This window comes from Peptoniphilus olsenii (assembly GCF_040545475.1).
GTDB classification, from domain to species: domain Bacteria; phylum Bacillota; class Clostridia; order Tissierellales; family Peptoniphilaceae; genus Peptoniphilus_A; species Peptoniphilus_A olsenii.
In genome coordinates, this window is record NZ_JBEPMA010000002.1 from 1 (window position 1) to 21,538 (window position 21,538).

The 21,538-nt window shown below is 30.8% G+C and carries 20 protein-coding genes; 9 read left to right on the forward strand and 11 right to left on the reverse strand.

Annotated elements, in window-relative coordinates:
* The 6 genes from ABID14_RS02000 to ABID14_RS02025 all read right to left on the reverse strand — a co-directional run.
* Positions 1-359 (reverse strand): replication initiator protein A (locus ABID14_RS02000; RefSeq protein ID WP_354366786.1); only part of this gene is annotated, 359 nt, incomplete at its 3' end.
* Between the two features lie 83 nt (positions 360-442).
* Positions 443-724, reverse strand: coding sequence for a CD1845 family protein (locus ABID14_RS02005; RefSeq protein ID WP_001267200.1), 282 nt, complete (start codon positions 722-724; stop codon positions 443-445).
* Positions 725-787: 63 nt separating this feature from the next.
* A complete protein-coding gene (gene lysS / locus ABID14_RS02010; RefSeq protein ID WP_435529941.1) occupies positions 788-2,680 on the reverse strand; it encodes a lysine--tRNA ligase in 1,893 nt (630 codons plus the stop codon).
* Positions 2,681-2,722: 42 nt separating this feature from the next.
* The gene (greA, locus tag ABID14_RS02015; RefSeq protein ID WP_354366788.1) at positions 2,723-3,196 is read right to left on the reverse strand and encodes a transcription elongation factor GreA; all 474 of its coding nucleotides are present in this window, start codon (positions 3,194-3,196) and stop codon (positions 2,723-2,725) included.
* A 185-nt stretch (positions 3,197-3,381) separates the two neighbouring features.
* Entirely contained in the window at positions 3,382-4,287 is a 906-nt protein-coding gene (gene dusB / locus ABID14_RS02020) for a tRNA dihydrouridine synthase DusB (protein ID WP_354366789.1), read from the reverse strand.
* A gap of 36 nt (positions 4,288-4,323) precedes the next feature.
* Complete coding sequence (locus ABID14_RS02025) at positions 4,324-5,106, reverse strand: type III pantothenate kinase (protein WP_354366790.1); 783 nt, start codon at positions 5,104-5,106, stop codon at positions 4,324-4,326.
* A 243-nt stretch (positions 5,107-5,349) separates the two neighbouring features.
* On the opposite strand from ABID14_RS02025, the gene ABID14_RS02030 reads away from it, so the two are divergent.
* Together ABID14_RS02030 and ABID14_RS02035 are read left to right on the forward strand one after the other, a co-directional pair.
* A complete protein-coding gene (locus ABID14_RS02030; RefSeq protein ID WP_354366791.1) occupies positions 5,350-5,892 on the forward strand; it encodes a biotin transporter BioY in 543 nt (180 codons plus the stop codon).
* 122 nt (positions 5,893-6,014) lie between these two features.
* Positions 6,015-8,426, forward strand: coding sequence for a transglycosylase domain-containing protein (locus ABID14_RS02035; RefSeq protein ID WP_354366792.1), 2,412 nt, complete (start codon positions 6,015-6,017; stop codon positions 8,424-8,426).
* A 219-nt stretch (positions 8,427-8,645) separates the two neighbouring features.
* Here ABID14_RS02035 and ABID14_RS02040 read toward each other — a convergent pair whose 3' ends face one another.
* The 3 genes from ABID14_RS02040 to hcp form a co-directional block, all read right to left on the reverse strand.
* Complete coding sequence (locus tag ABID14_RS02040; RefSeq protein ID WP_354366793.1) at positions 8,646-9,335, reverse strand: DUF2848 family protein; 690 nt, start codon at positions 9,333-9,335, stop codon at positions 8,646-8,648.
* 10 nt (positions 9,336-9,345) lie between these two features.
* Positions 9,346-10,128: a carbon-nitrogen family hydrolase gene (locus ABID14_RS02045; protein ID WP_354366794.1), complete on the reverse strand. Its 783-nt coding sequence runs from the start codon at positions 10,126-10,128 to the stop codon at positions 9,346-9,348.
* A gap of 105 nt (positions 10,129-10,233) precedes the next feature.
* Positions 10,234-11,832 carry a hydroxylamine reductase gene (gene hcp, locus ABID14_RS02050; RefSeq protein ID WP_354366795.1) on the reverse strand — a complete coding sequence of 533 codons (1,599 nt, stop codon included), beginning with the start codon at positions 11,830-11,832 and terminating at the stop codon, positions 10,234-10,236.
* A gap of 111 nt (positions 11,833-11,943) precedes the next feature.
* Here hcp and ABID14_RS02055 point away from each other — a divergent pair, with 111 nt between their 5' ends.
* The 6 genes from ABID14_RS02055 (at position 11,944) to ABID14_RS02080 (ending at position 18,386) form a co-directional block, all read left to right on the forward strand.
* The gene (locus tag ABID14_RS02055) at positions 11,944-12,618 is read left to right on the forward strand and encodes a Crp/Fnr family transcriptional regulator (RefSeq protein ID WP_354366796.1); all 675 of its coding nucleotides are present in this window, start codon (positions 11,944-11,946) and stop codon (positions 12,616-12,618) included.
* Between the two features lie 93 nt (positions 12,619-12,711).
* Positions 12,712-14,190 carry a DUF438 domain-containing protein gene (locus ABID14_RS02060; RefSeq protein WP_354366797.1) on the forward strand — a complete coding sequence of 493 codons (1,479 nt, stop codon included), beginning with the start codon at positions 12,712-12,714 and terminating at the stop codon, positions 14,188-14,190.
* Between the two features lie 983 nt (positions 14,191-15,173).
* A complete protein-coding gene (thiW, locus tag ABID14_RS02065; protein WP_354366798.1) occupies positions 15,174-15,719 on the forward strand; it encodes an energy coupling factor transporter S component ThiW in 546 nt (181 codons plus the stop codon).
* Positions 15,688-16,500: a hydroxyethylthiazole kinase gene (gene thiM, locus ABID14_RS02070; RefSeq protein ID WP_354366799.1), complete on the forward strand. Its 813-nt coding sequence runs from the start codon at positions 15,688-15,690 to the stop codon at positions 16,498-16,500. Before thiW ends, thiM begins: the two co-directional genes overlap by 32 nt.
* Entirely contained in the window at positions 16,497-17,111 is a 615-nt protein-coding gene (gene thiE / locus ABID14_RS02075; RefSeq protein ID WP_354366800.1) for a thiamine phosphate synthase, read from the forward strand. The genes thiM and thiE overlap by 4 nt, the downstream gene beginning before the upstream one ends.
* 384 nt (positions 17,112-17,495) lie before the next feature.
* Entirely contained in the window at positions 17,496-18,386 is an 891-nt protein-coding gene (locus ABID14_RS02080; RefSeq protein ID WP_354366801.1) for a copper amine oxidase N-terminal domain-containing protein, read from the forward strand.
* Positions 18,387-18,450: 64 nt separating this feature from the next.
* Here the strand turns inward: ABID14_RS02080 and ABID14_RS02085 are convergent, their stop codons facing one another.
* Positions 18,451-18,672 carry a hypothetical protein gene (locus ABID14_RS02085; protein WP_354366802.1) on the reverse strand — a complete coding sequence of 74 codons (222 nt, stop codon included), beginning with the start codon at positions 18,670-18,672 and terminating at the stop codon, positions 18,451-18,453.
* Between the two features lie 525 nt (positions 18,673-19,197).
* Between ABID14_RS02085 and ABID14_RS02090 the strand changes: the two genes are divergently transcribed.
* Positions 19,198-19,404 (forward strand): hypothetical protein, encoded by a 207-nt coding sequence (locus tag ABID14_RS02090; protein ID WP_354366803.1) that lies wholly within the window; start codon positions 19,198-19,200, stop codon positions 19,402-19,404.
* Between the two features lie 166 nt (positions 19,405-19,570).
* Here ABID14_RS02090 and ftsH read toward each other — a convergent pair whose 3' ends face one another.
* On the reverse strand, positions 19,571-21,526 hold the full coding sequence (gene ftsH / locus ABID14_RS02095) for an ATP-dependent zinc metalloprotease FtsH (RefSeq protein ID WP_354366804.1): 1,956 nt from the start codon (positions 21,524-21,526) through the stop codon (positions 19,571-19,573).
* Positions 21,527-21,538: the final 12 nt, after the last annotated feature.

The following is a 21,538-nucleotide window of genomic DNA, read 5'->3' on the forward strand; positions in this document are numbered from 1 at the left end:
AATATGCTCATAAAGTCTTTAACATAAATTCTGTTAGGCTTTCCAAGTCCTTGTCTTTTCTTTTCAATCAGTCCTATTCCTGATTTAATATCAAGTTCAGCTATTAATTTATTTGCTTTTTCACTCGCACAATTAAATTGCTCTTTTATACTTTCAATTGTGTAGTAAATAAAGACTTTTTCATCTTCATCTATCCAGCCATTTTTATATGAAAGACCCATTCGATTAAGCATATATGAATACAAAACTTTAGCTTCAATAGAAATGCTCTCAAAAATCTCATCTTCCATTAATACCATAGGTAACCTAATAAAGTTATACATTTCAGATTGCCTATTATAAAAATAATCAAAATTCATTCCTACCTCCTCTCTTTAAAATAAAAAAAGACGACAGAATTATTGCTTTCTATCGTCTACGGTTGTCTTATATTTATTTTTCTTCAAATTGATTTTATTGTATAGTTTAATAATTCTAATAATCCAATAACATATATACCTAATTTAGGTAATCCAAATGGACTAAATAAAAATGCTAATATTAGTGCTTCAATTACAATTTGCTTGTCTCCTTGAAAAATGCTAGCTATTCCAATTATAAAAATCAAAGTAGAAACTACGCTTAACAACGCAGTACTCAAACTTAATATGAAGGTTAAAAAAGCTATGAGCAAACTCAACACTAATCTTATCGGTAATAAAATTATTCTAATTATCCATCTCATACATACTCCTAAAAATTAAACTGGGATTCATAACAAACCCCAGTTTCATAATTAGCGTGTCCTTTAATATAATTTTGATCCTGCTGGAATATTATCATCCAGCATTATTAAGTTAAGTTTTTCTTCACCGTCATACTCACAAATTGCAGATATAATCATACCTTCTGAGTCGATTCCCATCATCTTACGAGGAGGAAGATTACAAATTGCAAGTAGTGTCTTTCCAATTAAGCTCTCTGCGCTGTAATATTCCTTAATACCAGATAAAATAACTCTTTCTTTTTCAGAACCATCATCTAATGTAAATTTCAAAAGTTTTTTTGACTTAGGAACTTCTTCGCAGTTTTTAACCTTTACAACTCTAAAATCAGATTTTGAGAAAGTTTCAAAGTCTACCATATCTTCAAATAATGGTTCAACTTTCACTTTTGAAAGGTCAATTTCTTCTGTCGTAAGTTTGTCGTAAGTTTCGTAAGTTTCTTTTGACAAACCCCCATTTTCTGCCTTTTCTAAGCCTATTGGCTTCATTGTTGGGAACAATAACACATCTCTAATACTTGGTTGATCAGTTAGAAGCATAATCATTCTGTCGACACCAATTCCCAGTCCGCCAGTTGGTGGTAGCCCTACTTCTACTGCATTTATATAGTCATAATCCATAGGATGTGCTTCATCATCGCCTGCTAATTTGTCTGCTACTTGTTGTTCAAATCTTTCTTTTTGGTCTATTGGGTCATTTAGCTCTGAAAATGCATTTGCAAGTTCCCAAGTGTTTATGAAAGCTTCAAATCTCTGTGTAAGTCTTCTATCCTTTGGGTTTCTCTTAGCAAGTGGTGATACTTCTACAGGATGTCCTATTACAAAAGTTGGTTCGACTAATTTGTCTTCACAAAACTCTTCAAACATTTCTGCTAAAACTTTTCCCCAAGTAAATGTTTCGTCTAAATTAAGTCCTTTTTCTTTTGCTGCTTGACGTGCTTCTTCGTCATTAGTTATTGTGTTAAAATCTACTCCTGCATATTCTTTTACTGCATCAATCATAGTAATTCTTTTCCAAGGAGCTTTTAATGATATTTCTGTTCCTTGATAGTTAATTACTTCAGAGCCTAATACTTCTTTAGCTACGAATTCAAATAGGTTTTCTGTTATCCTCATCATTTCTTCGTAGTCTACATATGCTTGATAAAGTTCTATATTTGTAAATTCAGGATTATGTTTAGGGTCCATGCCTTCATTTCTAAACATTTTACCCATTTCATAAACTTTTTCGAATCCTCCAACTATAAGTCTTTTTAAGAATAATTCATTGGCTATTCTCATTTGCATATCCATATCTAATGTATTGTGATGTGTGTAGAATGGCCTTGCGTTTGCTCCACCAGCTACTGTTCCAAGTATTGGTGTATCTACTTCTAAGAAACCTAAATTGTCTAAAAACTCTCTAATTTTTTTGATTATTTGAGTTCTTTTTAAGAATACATCTTTTACTTCGGGATTTACTATTAAATCTACATATCTTTGTCTATATCTCAAGTCTGGATCTTTTAATCCATGAAATTTTTCTGGGAGAATTTGAAGTGATTTTGATAATAATACTAAATCAGTTGCACGAACTGTAATTTCGCCCGCTTCTGTTTTAAATACTACTCCATCTACTCCAACTATATCTCCAATATCAAGTCCTTTGACATCTTCATATATTTCTTCACCCAACACATCTTTTCTGGCAAATACTTGAATAGTGCCTTTTGAATCTCTTATGTCAAGAAAACATATTTTGCCGTGGCGTCTTTTGCTCATTACACGACCAGCAATTTTTACTTGTCTTTCCTCGTTTTCATCAAAAGCTTCTTTGATTTCAACTGAATAAGCATCGACATCGTATTTTTCATGAACAAAAGGGTCTTTACCCGCTTGTCTCAATTCTTCTAATGATTTTCTTCTCAAAAGGAGCATTTCATTTTGTTTTTGCTCATTTGTTTTCTTCACAGCTACCTCCTATAGTGTTATTGCACAAATTTCGTACTTAATTAATCCATCTGGCACTTCGACTTCTACAATATCGCCAATAATTTTTCCGATTAAAGCTTGTCCTACAGGTGATTCATTTGAAATCTTACCTTCAAGTGGATCAGCTTCTGCAGAACCAACGATAGTATATTCATCTTCGTCTCCAGATTCCATTTCTTTTACTTTCACTGTTGATCCAATATTGACCACATCAGTGTTTAAGTCACTCTCATCTATTATTTTAGCATTACGCACCATAAGTTCAAGCTTAGCTATGCGTTCTTCAACTTGAGCTTGTTCGTTTTTTGCTTCGTCATATTCAGAGTTTTCTGATAAATCTCCATATCCTAGAGCTACTTTTATTCTCTCAGAAACTTCTTTTCTTCTCACTGTTTTCAAATATTCAATTTCATTTTCAATTTTTTCTAGGCCTTCAGGCGTAAAAAATACTTCTTTTCCCAAAATACTCTCTCCTCATATATAAAAAATAAGGCGATAAACGCCTCTAATTATTGACAAAATATATTGTCCTAATTATTCAGTTTAAAATTTCTACCAAACTATTCTTTTAAATCCTACCCATTATAATAAATATAAGCAAAATTGTCAAGAAAAAGCTTAAAACTCCCATTTCTTTATATTTAATTTTAAAAATTATCTAAATAATAATCTATAAGTTTGATAATTTCATTTTTGTCACTTAACTGATTTAAATGATTTCTTACTTCTTTAGAGTTTTCCATACCTTTAAAATAATGAGAATAAACTTTTCGCATCTCTAAAATTCCTAGTCGCTCACCTTTGTATTTAATTTCACGTAATAGATGATCTTTTAAAACATTTAATTTTTCTTCTTTGCTTGGTCTGAAATAATCTCCATGTTCCAACAGTTCTTCTATCTGATTAAATATAAATGGATTACCTACACTACCCCTGCCAATGGCTATCCCATCAACACCTGAATATTTTATTTTCATTAGTGCATCTTCTGGAGTGAATAAATCTCCATTCCCGATTACTGGAATGTCTAAAATTCTTTTTACATTTTTTATATAATCCCAGTCAGCATTTCCAGAGTAAAATTCTTCCCTACTTCTGCCATGAACTGTAATTCTTGTTGCACCTGCTTTTTGAATATTCTTTATAGACTTTATTGCGTCAATTCCATTAAAGGACTTTCTAACTTTACAAGTAACAGGTATATCAGAAGATGATACTACTTCTTTTACTATATTATATACAAGACTTGGCTCTTGCAATAGATATGAACCATTAAAGCTTTTTACAATTTTAGGTGCCGGGCAACCCATATTAATATCTATAGAAGCGAATTCATATTTATTTAAAATTTCTGCCGCTTCACCCATAATAGATGGGTCGTGACCAAATATTTGAACTGATACATTCTTCTCTTTTGGAGATGTTTCTAAAAGTTTTTTAGTTTTCTTATCACCAAAAACAAGAGCTTGGGCAGACACCATCTCTGTTACTGTGTTATCTGCACCAAACTCTAGACAAATCTCCCTAAAAGCCATATCTGTAAAACCCGCCATGGGTGCTAATACCTTTAGCAATTTATCACTCTCTTTTTAAAAAATTTCACTATTCATATTATAAATTTCTTTTAAACCTTCAAGAGTCAAATATTTATTTATAATTATATTGTATTTAGACTCACTTGTAAGCATTGTAGAAAATCCACCCGTAGAAATTAAGTATGTTTCGTCAGCTTCCCAACCTAGTTCTTTTAATAATTTTTCTATTATACCATCTATCATAGTTTGAAAACCATAATATAATCCAGATTGCATTGCACCAACTGTATTTGATTGAATAACTTTTTCAGGTGCGATTATTTCTATTTTTGGCAATTTTGATGTCATCATAAATAAAGCTTCAGCTGAAATTCTGATACCTGGCATAATTAAACCACCTAAATAATTTTTATCTTTATCTATTATACAGAATGTCATAGCTGTACCTATATCAATAATTATTGACTGTGGTCCATATGATTTAAGTGCACCAACTGCATTTACAATTCTATCTGCTCCCACTTCTTTTGGATTGTCGTATTTAATATTCATTCCAAGTTCTAGAGAATTATCTACTATTATAGGTCTTTTTTTGAAATACTTAATAATCATTGATGGCAAAGTATACATCAAGTTAGGCACAACTGATGAAATAATTACATTGTCAATATCCTGAGGATCAATATTTGCATGAGTCAAAGTATTCATAAAAATAAGTCCATATTCGTCTGAAGTTCTTGTTTTTACTGTCGAAGTTCTAAAGTCATTTACAAGTTCATCACCCTTGTAAACTCCCCATGTGATGTTAGTGTTACCCACATCTATTACTAATAACATTTTTTCACCCTTATTTAACAAATTGATTTAATTATATATGTTAAGTGTTTAGTTTTCAATATTCAAATACAAATTGAATTTAATATTTAAATTCCTAAATTGAAAACTTCTTCTTTTAAGTATTTATTAACCTATTTATCTGAATATAAACAATTTTGACATACTATTTTAACATACAATAATTGTTGTCAACCCCATTGACATATCGGTAAACATATTGTAATATATTTTTCGGAGGTTATTATGAAAATAAAAACTAAAGATTTGACTAAAATGGCACTTCTAGTTGCTCTAATAGCTGTTGGGGCATTTATTTCCATCCCATTGGGACCTGTGCCTTTTACTTTACAAAACTTTTTTGTATTTATGACTGGACTTTTACTTACTCCATGGCAAGCATTTTTAACTGTTTTAGTTTATGTTTTGCTTGGACTTATTGGTCTGCCAATTTTTGCAGGATTTACTGGAGGATTTCAATCTGTATTCTCCCCAACTTTTGGTTTTCTGATTTCTTTTGTTATAGGTGCATTTATGATATCTAAACTTACAAGAAAAGAAACTAGCTCCGTTAAAATCATGATTGTTTTAGTGTTGGCAGAGGTTTTATTTTATGCAATTGGACTTCCATATTTTCATATTATTATGAAAAATGTCATGGGTAATCCAATGGACTTATCTAAAATTATGAGTCTTGCAATGATTCCATTTTTAATACCAGATATGATAAAAGCAGCTGTGGCGGCAATTATTGCTCCAAGAATAAATAAAGCTTTGAATAGAAGATAAATAATTAATAATAGAAAATCTTAAAGAATTCCCTTATTTCAAGGGAATTTTTTAATTACAATTTACTTTTTATAGTTAAAAATAAAAAATAATGTTATAATGTTTGAATAGGGAGGTTATATATGAAAAACTCTAAAAATAAAAAACCTCGTGGAATGATTAAATTTTCAAGTATTTTGAAAATCTTGATACTCATAGTTGTTGCATTTATCATAGTACTGGGCACTGTGGTTACTTCTCTTGTATTGGGTGTTTTCAAAAAAGCTCCAGAAATAGATCCTAAAGAATATAGATCTCAAATGGCAGAAACTTCGAAAATTTATACTGATGACGGGACTTTAATTGAGACATTAGTATCTGACCAGTTCAGCGAATTTGTTCCTTATGAGGATATCCCAGAAAATCTAGTCAATGCAATTGTAGCTATTGAAGATGAAAGATTTTTCGAACATAATGGTGTTGATTTTAGAAGAGTTGCAGGCGCACTAATTTACGACATAAAAACTCGTTCCTTTGCTCAAGGAGCTTCTACTATAACTATGCAACTAGCAAAAAACTTATACACTTCTTCGACTAAATCTGTTATCAGAAAAGTTACTGACGTCTACTATGCTTATCAAATCGAAAGCGATTTGACTAAACAGCAGATATTGGAAGCTTATTTAAATTCCGCTAGTTTCTCTAAAGGAACAGTAGGCGTACAAGCTGCTGCTAAAACTTTTTTTGACAAAGATGTTTCTGAACTAACTCTGGCAGAGTGTGCACTACTTGCAGGTGTAACTAATTTGCCGGAAAAATATACTCCATATAATACAATGGAAATCACAGAAGATGACGATTTATCACAGATAGAATTTGTAATGCTACCTAAAAATGCCGAATCAGAAGAAAATTCTGATTTTATAATAGATGTAGCCGAAAAACTTTTGGACCTTGGTAGAATTGACAACTTCACCATGATTCAAATTAAAAATAATATTGTGTTACCTGTGAAGGCTGTTTTCAATGAAACTTCTAAAGAACGTCAAGCAAAAGTCTTAAAGAAAATGGCCCAGAGAAATCTAATCACTCAAACTGATTATGAAGAAGCTCTACAAGATCCAATTGATATAAATATAGGTAGCAGAAAAGAAAGCGGCATCTCATCTTTTTATACTGATGTTGTTCAAAAAGAAGTTAAAAAAATATTAGTCGACTCCGGCTATTCCGAAGAAGACGCTAAAAATAAATTATTTAACGGTGGACTTAAAATTTATATACCAATGGATTTAAAAGTTCAACGCTACCTAGAAGAAACAGTAGCTAATCCTAAATACTATTATGGAACTTTTAGAGACAAAAGTGGTATAATACAACCACAAGTTTCTTCTGTAATAATTGACCAAAATACTCACGAAGTTAAAGCACTAGTTGGAGGTAGAAATGTAAGTGGTGGACAGCTTTTAAACAGAGCCATTGTTCCTAGACAACCTGGTTCAAGTATAAAGCCCATTTCAGTATATTTGACAGCCTTTAATTATGGCGCAACTGCTGGAGATGTCTATTTAGATGCTAAAATGCCTGAAAAATTATTCGGACACTCCCCTAGAAATGCTGGAAACTATTATCAAGGTTGGACTACTATTAGAAATTTAGTTCGTCAATCATCAAATGTTGGCGTTTATCAAGTGGCTAGAGATATCTCCGCAGATAAAAATGCTAGGATAAATACTAGATCAACTTATACTAAAGCTTACAATGACGAAGTTGCAATCGAAAAAATTATTGAAACTTTGAAATCTATAGGAGTTACTTCAATAGTGACAAAAGAAGACAATCCAACATGGAATGACATGGATTATGCACCACTCACATTAGGTGGTATGAGTTTTGGTATTAGTCCTTTAGAAATGGCTGGAGCTTATACTGCACTATCTAACATGGGTCAATATGCTGATCCTATTGTAGTTTCAAAAATTGAATCTAATACTGGGGATATAATTTATGAAGCAAAACCAGAAGAAAAAGAAATTACTTCAAAACAAAATGCTTATATAATTACAGATATGCTAATAGATGTAGTAAGACGTGGTACTGGTAAAAATGCAGCTTTTTCTGGTCAAGATATCGCTGGTAAAACTGGTACTACTACAGATAAGACAAATGTATGGTTTGTTGGTTATACTCCTTATTACACTTGTTCTGTATGGATTGGCAATGATAAAAATGAAAATTTATCCTTTGGTTCCTCACAGGCAGCATATTTGTGGAAACAAATAATGCGTGGAGTGCATGAAGGTTTAGATAAAAAAGAATTTGAACAGCCAGATGGTATTTATACTAAATATGTATATGGCAGACGTGAACTATTTGTCGATGGAACGGAACCACACTACACAAATAAACTTGGATGGTATAGACGTAGTGAAAAGAAAGTAGAAAAGAAGAAAAAAGAAGATAAGAATAATAACAATAATAATAATAATAATAATAAAAGTTCAAAGAGAAGTAAATCTTCAAATAGTAACTCTAACGATTCTAATAATTCTAACTAAAATAAAAAAACCTTGTGGCTATTATGCTGCAAGGTTTTTTATACGGATAAGACATAGAATCTTATAATACTTTTAATAATAGATTATAGATTTTTATTTATTTTTATAGAAAAACTCATACACAGGTGGATTTTCATCTTACGAGTATACGGCGACTCGCCTTGCTCATTCAAAATGACATTTTAATAGGTTTTCGTTATACTAAAATCTCATTTTATATTATTTTTCTTCTTCTTTAATTATTTCAATATTATATTCTAATCTTAATTTTCTATTTAGCTTCTCATCAATCATTTCCGCAAGAAATTTTTCTCCAAATTTGAACCCATCATGTAGTGGGACTGTTCCTGAAAAAATTATTGCGTTATCAATATTGCCCACTCTTTTTGTAAGCTCCTCTATAATAGTTTCAACAGGCAATTTATCTTTCAATTTCCCTTTTTGATATTCTACTTCTTTTCCATTTATAACCTGTTTTGAATTTAATTTTATTTCATCAAAATGTTCTTTTATGTCATTAAATTTCCACACTTCTTTGCCGATTGGTTTTAGAGCTACTTGTTTTGATTTATATATTGAAATACTCTCCAATGCTCTATCTGTATGGTCTGAACCTATTGTAATATATATTTCATCTTTATCTTTTAAAATCACATACTCGGCTTCACCAGAAGTTTTTTGTCCAACAAATTTTAAGTCTTCATCTTGGGTTACATTTTCTTTTGAACACTCAAAAATTGTTGGAATTTTACTTGGTGGTTTAACTCCCAGTTCTCTTTCTAATTCATCTATATGTTCTTTATGTTCTTTCGTTTTTTCTATATCTCGTCCAGAATAACCAACTATAAATACTTTATCGTAAGAAAAATTTATAAATTCATCTTTACATAAAAAACTAATGGATTTCATATTTCACCTCTTATAACTTATAAATATCTTCTCTTCTATCTTTAAAAACATTTATACTTTCACGTATTTCTTTTATAATATCTAGTTTTATTTCACCGATAAAAACTCCCACTTCACATTTAGCATTTATAATATATTCTCCCCAAGGGTCAACAATCATGCTATGACCTCCAAATTTCATACTTGAAGTTTCTCCCACACTATTTGTCGATACTACAAAAATTTGATTTTCTATTGCTCTTGCTCTATTTAATATTTCCCAATGATTAATTCGTTTATCTGGCCATGCTGCTGGTAAAAATAAAATGTCAATACCTGTAAGGACATTCATTCTTATCCATTCACTAAATCTCAAATCATAACATATACATATACCACATTTTATTCCGTCAATTTCAAATGTGGACAATTTATCACCCCTTGAAAATATTTTGTCCTCTTCTGATGGTGAAAAAAGATGTACTTTGTCATATTTTGATAGCAATTTGCCATCTCTACCAAATATATAGGATCGGTTCAATAATTTATCCCCTTCTTTTATGGCTACTGAGCCACCTATTATGTTTATATGTGATGAGCTCGCTAAATCAGATAAAAAATTTACAGTTCTTTCACCCATATTGTCAGCTAGTTCATATACATTATTAGGAAAAAAAGAAGTATTCCACATTTCTGGCAAGACTATTGTATCTGCACCACTAGATTTAATTTTTGTAATATAATTTTCGATAATTTTAAAATTATAGTCCACATCTCCTATTTTTAATTTGGGTTGTACTAATGCTATTCTCATATAATGCCTCCAATCAATTTATTATATACCCAATGTTTCAAGGTTTTTAATTATACAAAAAGACCCCAATAAATTGTAATTGATATTGGGGTCCTCATTTTTAAATTAAGCAAGTATTTCTTCTAAATCATTTTCAGCAGTTGTTATTGGTGCGATATTGTAATTTTCTACGAGATAATTTAATACATTTTCTGATACGAATGCCGGTAGTGTTGGTCCAAGTTTTATATTCTTAATTCCTAAATATAGTAATGTCAATAAAACACAAACTGCTTTTTGTTCATACCAGGATAAAACTATTGAGAGCGGAAGTTCATTTACCGAACATTCAAAAGCATCTGCAAGTGCAAGTGCAATTTTAACTGCTCCAAAAGAGTCATTACATTGTCCAACATCTAATAGTCTTGGTATACCATTTATGTCGCCTAGTTCTAAATCGTTAAATCGATATTTCCCACAAGCTACTGTTAAAATAATTGAATCTTTAGGAGCTTTTTCTACAAATTCTGTATAATAATTTCTGCCAGGTCTTGCTCCATCGCATCCACCAACTAAAAAGAAATGACTGATATCTCCTTTTTTTACAGCATCGACAACTTTATCTGCTATACCTATCACAGTGTTGTGACCAAATCCAGTTGTCATAGTCTTTCCTCCATTTATTCCTGTAAATTCTTTATCCTCATCATATCCGCCAAGCTCAATTGCTTTTTCTATTACAGGTGTGAAATCTTTATCTTCACCTATATGAACTAAATCGGGAAAAGAAACTACTTCAGTTGTGAATACTCTATCTTTATAACTATCTTTTGGTGGCATCAGACAATTTGTAGTAAAAAGAATAGGTGCAGGAATATTGTCAAATTCTTTTTGTTGATTTTGCCACGCTGTTCCGAAATTCCCTTTCAAATGTGAATATTTCTTGAGTCCAGGATATCCATGAGATGGTAACATTTCACCATGAGTGTATATATTTATTCCTTTTCCTTCTGTTTGTTCAAGCAGAAGGAAAAGGTCATATAAATCATGCCCTGTTATTACTATAAAAGGACCCTTTTCGACTTTCAAAGGTACTTCTACAGGCGTTGGGTTACCGAAAGTTTCTGTATTAGCTTTATCTAAAAGTTCCATGCATGCTAAGTTTTCTTTTCCTACTTCCATAACTATTGGCAAAAGCTCTTCCATAGTTAAATCTTCATCACCAATAGCAACTAATGCCTTTGCAAAAAATCTATTAATGTCATTATCAGTATAACCCAATATCATAGCATGGTAAGCATAAGCCGCCATACCTCTTATACCGAATAAGATGAGCGATTTTAAACTTCTTATATCTTCATTTAACGACCACAATTTAGCTACATCATAATCTTCATATGCACCAAAAGTTTCTCCACAATCACTACATTTTGGCACAATATTTTTATTTTCAGCATGTACTTTTTCTGTCATTTCTTTTACAGTAGCACCATTGAAATTTACATTAGTTATTGTTGTGAAAAGTCCTTCTAAAAAAATCTTCCAAGTACCATCTGTGGGTTTACCCGTATTTAAGCATGTTCTTGCAAGACCTATCATAGCTCCTGTGAGTTCATCTTGTAAATTTGAAACATCAAATGGTTTGCCACAAACTCCGGCACTCCCTGTACAAGCTCTTGATCCTGCAGTCTGTTCACATTGAAAACAAAACATTTTATTATCCATTTTTTCCTCCTAAAATTATAATTATAAAACTATTCTTGAATTTTATTTATATCCAGATTATAATATCCTTAAACTATAAATTATGTTGTTAAAACAACACGAGGTGAAATAATGGAAGAAATTCTTAGCAAGACTAAAATATTCAATAATATAAATAAAACAGAAATAAAATTACTCTTGCAATGCATAAATAATTATCAAAAGAAATATAAAAAGGGAGAATATATATTAAAAGAAGGAGATACAACTGATTATTTAGGGATAGTTCTAACTGGTAAAGTTATTATCGAACGTACAGATTTATGGGGCAATAACACTATCCTTGGGGCAATTTTTCCAGGAGAAGTTTTTGGAGAAACATATGCATATCTAGAAAATGAAGCACTCATGATTAATGTTTTGGCTAATGAAGATACTGAAGTCTTATTTTTAAATATTAAAGACTTTATAAAAACTTGCCCAAAAGCATGCAATTTTCACACACAATTAATTTCAAATTTAGTAACAATAGCCTCAATTAAAAATTTGAATTTATCTCGCAAAATTTTGCATACAGGACCAAAAACTATTCGTGGTAGGCTTTTGTCTTATTTTTCGGAATGTGTAAAAAAGAGCAAATCACTAAGTTTTTCTATTATTTATAATCGTCAACAGCTAGCTGATTATTTGTCAGTTGATAGATCGGCTATGTCAAATGAGTTATCAAAAATGAAAAATGAAGGAATTATAGAATTTAAAAAGAATCATTTCACTATCATACAAAATGAAGAACTAGATGCAAATTGAATAAATTTTAAAATGTTGTATTTACAACATTATTATACTTAATTTTATATTATTATGGTTTCACAAAGAAATTAGTTTTTAAAGGAGTAAAAGATGAAAAAAATTGATTTTAATAAAAACTTATACGATTTAACAAAACAGTACCCTGAAATCATCCATATAATGGATGAGCTTGGTTTCACAGAAATTAATAACAAAACTATACTAAGCTCAATGGGCAAAGTGATGACAATTCCACAAGGAGCCAAAATGCACAATATCTCTATGGAAAAAATTAGAGAAAAATTTAATAAAAATAATTTTGAGATAATAAATTATCAAATTGCTAGTGAAAATAATTCGAGTATCATAGAACAAAATTCAGTAGATAGAGTTTTAATTTTAAAAAATTATCTAAAAAGACTTGGCGAAGGCGAAGAACTTGAAATTGTGCAAAAAGACTTTAAGAATAATTTTAAAAATGTAGATTCTAGTGAAATAATGAAGGCTGAACAGTCATTAATAGAAGACGGTACACCTATAAATGAACTTCAAAAATTATGTGATTTACACTCCTCTCTATTTCATGGCTCAACACTAGAAGAAAAAATCACAAATGCTGAAAAATCTATTCAAGAATCTAATTATAAATATGATTCCAAAAAATTTGAAGATAAAATTACAAAAACAAAAAAATTGAAAAATATTGATGGTCATCCCCTAAACACATTTGCACGTGAAAATGATGAGTTGAGAAAATTAATTAAAAAATTAAAAAATGCACTCGACACTAAAACAAATTTCTATGATGCTTTATATAATATGAAAGATATAAGTATTCATTATGCGAAAAAAGGAGACTTACTTTATCCTCATTTGGATTCAAAATATAATATTACCGGTCCATCTAATGTAATGTGGACAGTAGATGATGAAATTAGGCAAATTTTCAGTTCCCTACTTTCGGATAAAGATAATTATGAAAAAAACATACAAAAATATAGAGATGTTTTAAAGAGAATTGAAGAGATGATTTATAAAGAAGAAAATATATTATTTCCAAATTGTGCTATGAATTTTACAGAAAAAGAATGGATTAATATATATAAAGATATGCTAGATTATGATAAAGTATTTGGAATAGCTCCAAAAACATGGAAAAAAGGAGAAAATACTACCGTTAAAGAACAATTTCTTGAAGGAGAAATAACATTGTCTGGAGGTCATTTAAATATAAATGAGCTTGACTGTCTATTAAATACAATACCTTTAGAAATAACCTTTGTAGATGCAAATAATATTAACAAATATTTCAACGAAGGCGAAAAAATAATGAAACGACCAAAAATGGCAATAGATAGAAGCGTGTTTACTTGTCACCCACCAAAAGTACAAAAACTAGTAAAAGCTATTATAGATGATTTGAAAAATGGCAGAAAAGATAATGTGCCTGTTTGGTTAGAAAAACAAGGGCATACACTATACATTAATTATATAGCAGTAAAAGACGATGATAAAAATTATGTAGGTACTCTAGAAGTAGTCCAAGACATGACTTTTGCAAAAAACCATTTTTTAAAATTAAATCAATAAAAGACATATGTATTTTTTCACTATGAGCGAGCAAGCCGCAGTGGACTCGAAGATTGAATGTATCTACCCGTATAGGGGTAGTTCTGCAGGAATAAATAGAAATGTTTTTTATGCCTATTACTACTTTTTTTATTTTACCAAAACAAAACTGCCCAAGCACTTACAGATCTCTCCACGCGTTCGCTCCGCTCACTTGGTCGAGATGACAGTTAAGTAAGATTTTATTTAAGATTTACTATCGTTATTAGAATATACAAAAGAAAACTTATCAAGAATTAAAACCTACAGACCACGACAACTTTTCAATTGTCATACTGAGCGGAAGTAAATTCTTAACAAGAATTTACTTGAGTCGCCGTGTACTCGAAGAGTGAATGTATCTGCCCGTAATGGAGTAGCTCTGTAGGAATAGACAGTATACTTTTCTTTTAATTTCTAATAAAAATTATTACACTAAAAATATGTTTTTTTCTCTTTCGAGGGCAGGAATGGGGTCGTTCCGCGTTCGCTGCGAGGACCCTTTCCTATCTCTCGAGCTCCAAACCAAGCCCTAACGCCTTCGTCGATATATTTTGTTACCTCTTTAATTTTTCTTTCACTCCGCAAAAAGTCGGATTTTTAAAACTCGCTATCGCTCTAACAGTTAAAAATCTTTTTCGACTTTTTGCTATCGTTTTTCGTGGTATAGGTGCTTGAATACTTTTTTTATTTAACCTCAACAGATTCTCTCGACCACAGACAAGACTCTTTATGCGTTCGCAAGCTTTTTAGTCGAGATTACAGTTAAAAGGACAACTACAACTCCCACAACTTTCATTCCCATTGGTATAATTTCATAAATCTATAACAATTTATCTAATTTTTACAAATATATAAATTATGCTATAATGTTTTTGGGGAGCTACGGCTGAGAGGAGAAATCGACCCTTGTACCTGTCAGGATAATACCTGCGTAGGAAATTTATGCTCCTAAAGGAGATTTTATGAAAAAAAATTCAAATGTACTTATTCTTGTTACCCTTGCTATGTTTGTAGCTTTGGGTGTTGTTATTTCGCCGATACTTAGATTTGAGGGTTTTGCCCCAACGGCGCACTTTGTAAATGTGGTCTCGTCTGTTTTTCTAGGACCATGGTATAGCCTTTTAAACGGAACTTTAACAGCTATCATTAGAATGACTGTAATGGGAATACCACCACTTGCCTTTACAGGTCAAGTTTTTGGTGCAGTATTATCTGGCGTTTTGTATAGAAAAACTAATGGCAAAATTTTGTGGGCAGTAATAGGAGAAGTTGTTGGAACTGGAATTATTGGTTCGATAGTTTCATATCCCGTAATGAGACTTTTAATGGGAAAAACTGGTCTTACAATTTTTTTCTACACTCCAAGTTTTTTAATAGCTACACTCATTGGCGGTTCAATAGCCTTTATTTTCTTAAAGACTTTACAGAGAAATGGAACGCTTTACAAAATTCAAAAAAAATTAGGTGTAAATATTTATGAAAGATCTAAAAGAAATTTTAGCAATTAGAAAAATCATAAACGATAATTTAATTCACTGTATCACCCACAAAATAGCCATTGAAAATAGTGTAAATGCTGTACTTTTACTTGGAGCTAAAGCAATCTGTGCCGAAAACCCTAAAGAAGTAGCAGATATAACATCTGCATCTAAAGCATTAAGCATTAGCCTTGGCAATATAACAGATGAAAGACTCAGGTCAATATTTATTTCATCTAAAACTGCAACTCAAAAAAATATACCACAAATTATTGATTTAGTTGGAATTGCCATTTCAAGCTATCGTTATGAAGCTTGTCAAAAACTTCTATCTGAAAATAAATTTGAAGTGATAAAAGGAAATGCATCTGAAATTAAAAAATTAGCCGGACTAAAGTCACATACAAATGGAATTGATGCAGGTGATGAAGATAAAGCGAATATTGAAAATCTAGAAAATCTCATAGAAATATCTAAAAACCTGTCAATTAAATATAATACTTGTGTTCTAATAACTGGTGAAATAGATATACTTACTGATAAAGATTATACTATAACTATCTCAAATGGAACTAAGTATCTATCCTTACTCACTGGAACGGGATGTATATTAAGTGCCATGATAGCAGCATTTTTATCTGTTACAAATGCAATGCATGCAGCACTTTTAGCACTACTTATATTAGAAATTTCTGCAGAAAAAATAGCAGATAAAAGAATTTATACTTTTCGAACTAAATTATTTGATAAAATGGCAATTATTGAAGATGATGAAATTCTTGAAAATGCAAAAGTGAGGATTTATAAATGAAAAAATTATATCTAGTAACTAATTCAGACAATTATAGTGAAGATGAATTTCTTGAAAGAATAGAAGAAGCCTTGAAAGGCGGCATAGACTTATTACAACTTCGCGAAAAAGATAAAAATGATAGAGAGGTATTGGAACTTGGTCTTAAGATAAAAGAGTTATCCGATAAATTTGAAGTACCACTTACAATTGATGATAGAGTAACAATTGCAATGACTTTAAAATGTGGTGTTCACCTTGGTTCAGAAGATTTACCCATAAATTATGCTAAAAAACTAATGCCTAATTCAATAATAGGTGCAACTGCAAAAAGAGTTGATACAGCAACAAAAGCTCAAAAAGATGGTGCCACTTACCTAGGAGTTGGAGCTATATTTGATACTCTAACTAAAGTGAAAACCGTAAGAACATCCGTCGAAACATTAAATGCAATAAAAGATAATGTAGATATTGATGTATATGCAATAGGCGGACTCACCTATGAAAATGTAGATATACTTAAAGGCTCAAAAGTAGATGGAATATGCGTTGTAAGAGAAATCATGGACGCGGAAAATGTGTTTATGAAATCAAAAATGTTAAAAGAAAAAATTAACGAAATTTTAATCTAAAATTTCGTCTTAATTACAAAAATTAAATAATAAATAAAATATAAATTGATGTTATGAGTTAAATATAGCTTATAACATCTTTTTCTTTTACAAAATATTTATGGTATAATTTAGCTAATATTAATTATATTGTTGATGACAAATTTCAATGTGAATATTATGGTAACAAGAAAAAATTAGGTCGACATAAATCTACATAAAATATATGGAATGATATAATTGAATTTTAGTTTAATACTTCTTTTAGGAATACTTTTTTCAAATTAATATTTGGAATTGCTATTGTCGCTTTAGTATTATCAATGGTCGTTTTTCTTATAAAAAAAATTAGGTAGAATTAAAATACTTTATTATAAAAAAGATATTATAAGTCAAGGAGCCAATATGAAAAAATATTTTATAGCCCTTATTGCGGGATTAATGTTAATAACTACTGTCAGTGCAAATAATAAAATGAAATTAGTGATCAATAATATGGTTTTTGAAAACCAAGAATTTATTGTCAAAAATAATCGCATTCACGTACCACTTCGATTAGTGGCTGAAAACACAGGTGCAAAAGTACTGTGGCACGAAAGAGATAAAGAAGTAGAAATTATTAAAAATAATACTTATATCAAAATGAAAATAAATTCCGAAAGTGCAGAGATTAACAACTCTATCCACAAAATGGACACTGCTCCATTTATAAATAATAACCGCTCATATGTACCTATAAGATTTATATGCAATGCATTAAATACAAAATTAAACTGGGATGAAAAAACTCTGACAGCCCATATCGAAACTGGCTTTACTAAAAATCCAGAACGCAAATACGACGAATCTGCTGACGAAAAAGAACTCACTACTATCAAAAATATTCGCAAGATAACAGACCTAGATAATTACTTAAAAAATGGCTCACTAATGGTAGAAGATTTGCCTGAACAAAAAGTTTTCAACCTATCAATAGATAATTACGACCCAAACAAATTATCAATGAATTTTATATTTGATAAAGATAGCGGCAGCCTTAGATTTTATAGATTTTATTATCTACCTTGTGAAGAATATCCCTTTAGAGATGTAGAACTCTCTAAAAGAGAGTCTCGCATTGTAGCTGCTAAATTTCTAGAAACAATCGGCAGCAAAGGAAACTTCCTACCAGAAAACAAACTTGATAAATACGATAAAGCAGCAACTGACCCAGGAGTCTATTATTTTTATACAAAAGACAAAGAAATAGTTTCAGTAGATGCACTAAATGGATTTGTGTTTTGTTATTCAAAATAAAGAAGATAGTGTCTTAGAAAATACTTTTGGAGACACTATCTTCTTTATTAATTATTTTAAAATATTATTTAGCTCTTCCATAATAATAGAGAGTACCTGTGTATTCGCCTCTGTAGCGACCATTTCCTTCATCTGTAACTCTTCCTGTAAAGTTTAATGTCCCAGTATATAAGCGTCCATTTCTCGTTTCAGTTCTATAAATAGTTTGATCAAAAAACGCAGATCTCTGAATTTTCCAGAATGGCGAACTACGAGTATAGTAAATAGCATCGTCATCGTAGCCCAATTGAACAATATCGTAATAGGATTTTACATTTTTCTAAGACTCATCTGCGATAAAATTAAATTCGTTGCTTGCAAACACAGACATATTGATTCCACATGTGATAAAACATACTAATAAAATACATAATAATCGTTTTTCACAAGAACCTCCTTATTTTAATGTATATCATTTAAATCATGAAGGTATACTATGATATAAGAAAATGTTTTTATTTATACTATTAACTGGGCTATTATTTGTAATCGGTTGCAATAAACAAAATAATACAACTCAAAATACTGAAATAAATAATACTGCCAATTCAAAAACTAATGCAAAAAAACTGCAACAGTAGAAGAAGATAAAATCGAGGAAAAATATGAAATAGTTGCTCTAACTAGAAATATTGCGATAATATTAAATGGTATTGAGTATGAAAAAGTAACTGGTGTTGTAGATGAAGCTAAAGATATTTATCAAAAAGCAGAAGTAATTAGAAATGAAGAAAATCCAGATTCTGATAAAATATTTGATATTTATCCAGATTTGTCAATTACTGACAATCCAAATCAAAGAGACTTTTTAGATAAGTTAGGAGAATATAACTTCAAAAAACAATTTCGCTCTTTTACTATGCCTTTATGCTCGTCTGAAAATCTAGAAGAATATATCTATAGTCTTTGTAGAGATATAGAATATCCTAAATATAGCAAAGATAATCCTATACCAGAAGAAATATTAAGTTCAATTTAAAGTGAAATGAATTCAATATCCAATTAAAATAAGATAAAAATTTACTTTTTTAAGGTTCTGTTATCTATACATTTACTCTAATTCTAAATTCACATAGATTTTCTAAAAATAAAAAACTGTCTCCATAATTTTTTTATTATAAATTATAGAGACAGTTTTTAAAATTCTATTTGTTATCTTCTTCTTGAGTTTCGTCTTTTGGTTTTTTATTATCTTTTTCGCCGATGATTTCTTTGGCTTCATCTGACAAATCCTTAATAGTTATGCTATCGTCTGAATCTAATGGTTCTTTTTCAAGTGTTTCACCATTAAATATTTTTTCAAAATCTTTTGCATAAATTGTTTCTTTTTCTAGGAGTGCATCAGAGAGTGCCATCAACTTGTCGATATTTTCACTTAGAAGTTTTTTACATTTTGCATAAGCATCGTTTATTATTCGAGATACTTCTTCGTCTATTTCTGATGCTGTCTTTTCGGAATAATTTTTTGTTTTCCCGAGTTCTCTTCCTATAAAAACTTCATTGTCTGATGATTCAAAATTAATAGTACCAAGCCTATCGCTCATTCCATATGTCATTACCATATCGCGTGCAATTTGAGTTGCTCTTTCGATATCATTTGATGCTCCTGTGGAAATATCATCAAGAAGTAGAGATTCTGCAACTCTTCCGCCTAGCAATGATATAATTGAGGATTCCATTTTCTTCTTAGTCATAAATGAAATTTCATCTTCTGGCAAATATGCAGTAAATCCTCCAGCCATTCCTCTTGGTATAATTGTTATCATATGAACTGGGTCTTCTTCTGGCAGTAATTTTGATACAACTGCATGGCCCGATTCGTGAACTGCTGTGAGTTTTCTTTCTTTTTCTGAAACAACTTTTGATTTTTTGGCAGGACCTGCTTGTACTTTTATTGATGCTTCGTTTACTATTTCCATGGTTATTGCATCTTTAAAGCTTCTTGCTGCAAGTAGAGCTGCTTCATTCATCAAATTCTCTAAATCTGCTGGTGTAAATCCTGGTGTTCTCTTTGCGATTACGCTCAAATCTACATCTTCTGCCAACTTTTTCTTTTTGGAATGAATTTTTAAAATTTCTTTTCTTGCTTTTACATCTGGTCTACCTACATAGACAGTTCTGTCAAATCTGCCTGGGCGTAGAATAGCTGGGTCAAGTATGTCGGCCCTATTAGTTGCCGCCATTACTATTACTCCTTCATTTGTGCCAAAGCCGTCCATCTCAACTAATAATTGGTTAAGTGTTTGCTCTCTTTCGTCATGCCCGCCACCTAGGCCTGCACCACGTCTACGTCCTACTGCGTCTATTTCGTCTATAAATATTATACAAGGTGCGTTTTTCTTGGCATTTTCAAATAGGTCTCTTACTCTAGATGCACCTACACCAACAAACATTTCTACAAAATCTGATCCACTCATAGTAAAAAATGGAACTCCTGCTTCACCAGCCACTGCCTTTGAGAGGTAAGTTTTACCAGTCCCTGGAGGCCCTACCAGAAGTACTCCTTTTGGTATTCTTGCACCCATATCGATAAATTTCTTTGGATTTTTAAGAAAATCTACGATTTCTGCCAATTCTTCTTTTTCTTCTTGAAGTCCTGCAACATCTTTAAATTTAACCAAATTTTTGGAATCTTCTTTATTAATCATCTTGGCTTTGCTCTTGCCAAAGCTATTCATCTTACCTCCGGCTCCGCCTTGTGCTTGCATAATTCTGTACCAAAAGAAAATTATAATTGCAAACATTATAATTGTTGGCAACCATTCTAAAATAAGAGGTGTTTGTTTTGTTGGAGAAGAAATTACATTTAAATCTCCTTTGTCACTCTTATCTTTTAAATAATCTTTATAAAAACTATCCGCAGCTTCTTGAGGTATAACTGTTTTAAATGTTGAGCCATCTTTTAGTTTCACTTCTGCAATGGAGTCTCTGCCATTTTGAAGGTGGACTTTTACTATATTATTTTTGTCCAGCTCTTGAACAAATTCAGTAAAAGATTTTTCTTCTACTGTATTTACAGGTGGACTAAAATATCTTATTGTCATTACTAGTAAGAGGATTAGTAGAATATAAAAACCAAATCCTCCAGCTTTTTTTCTCAATATTATCTCTCC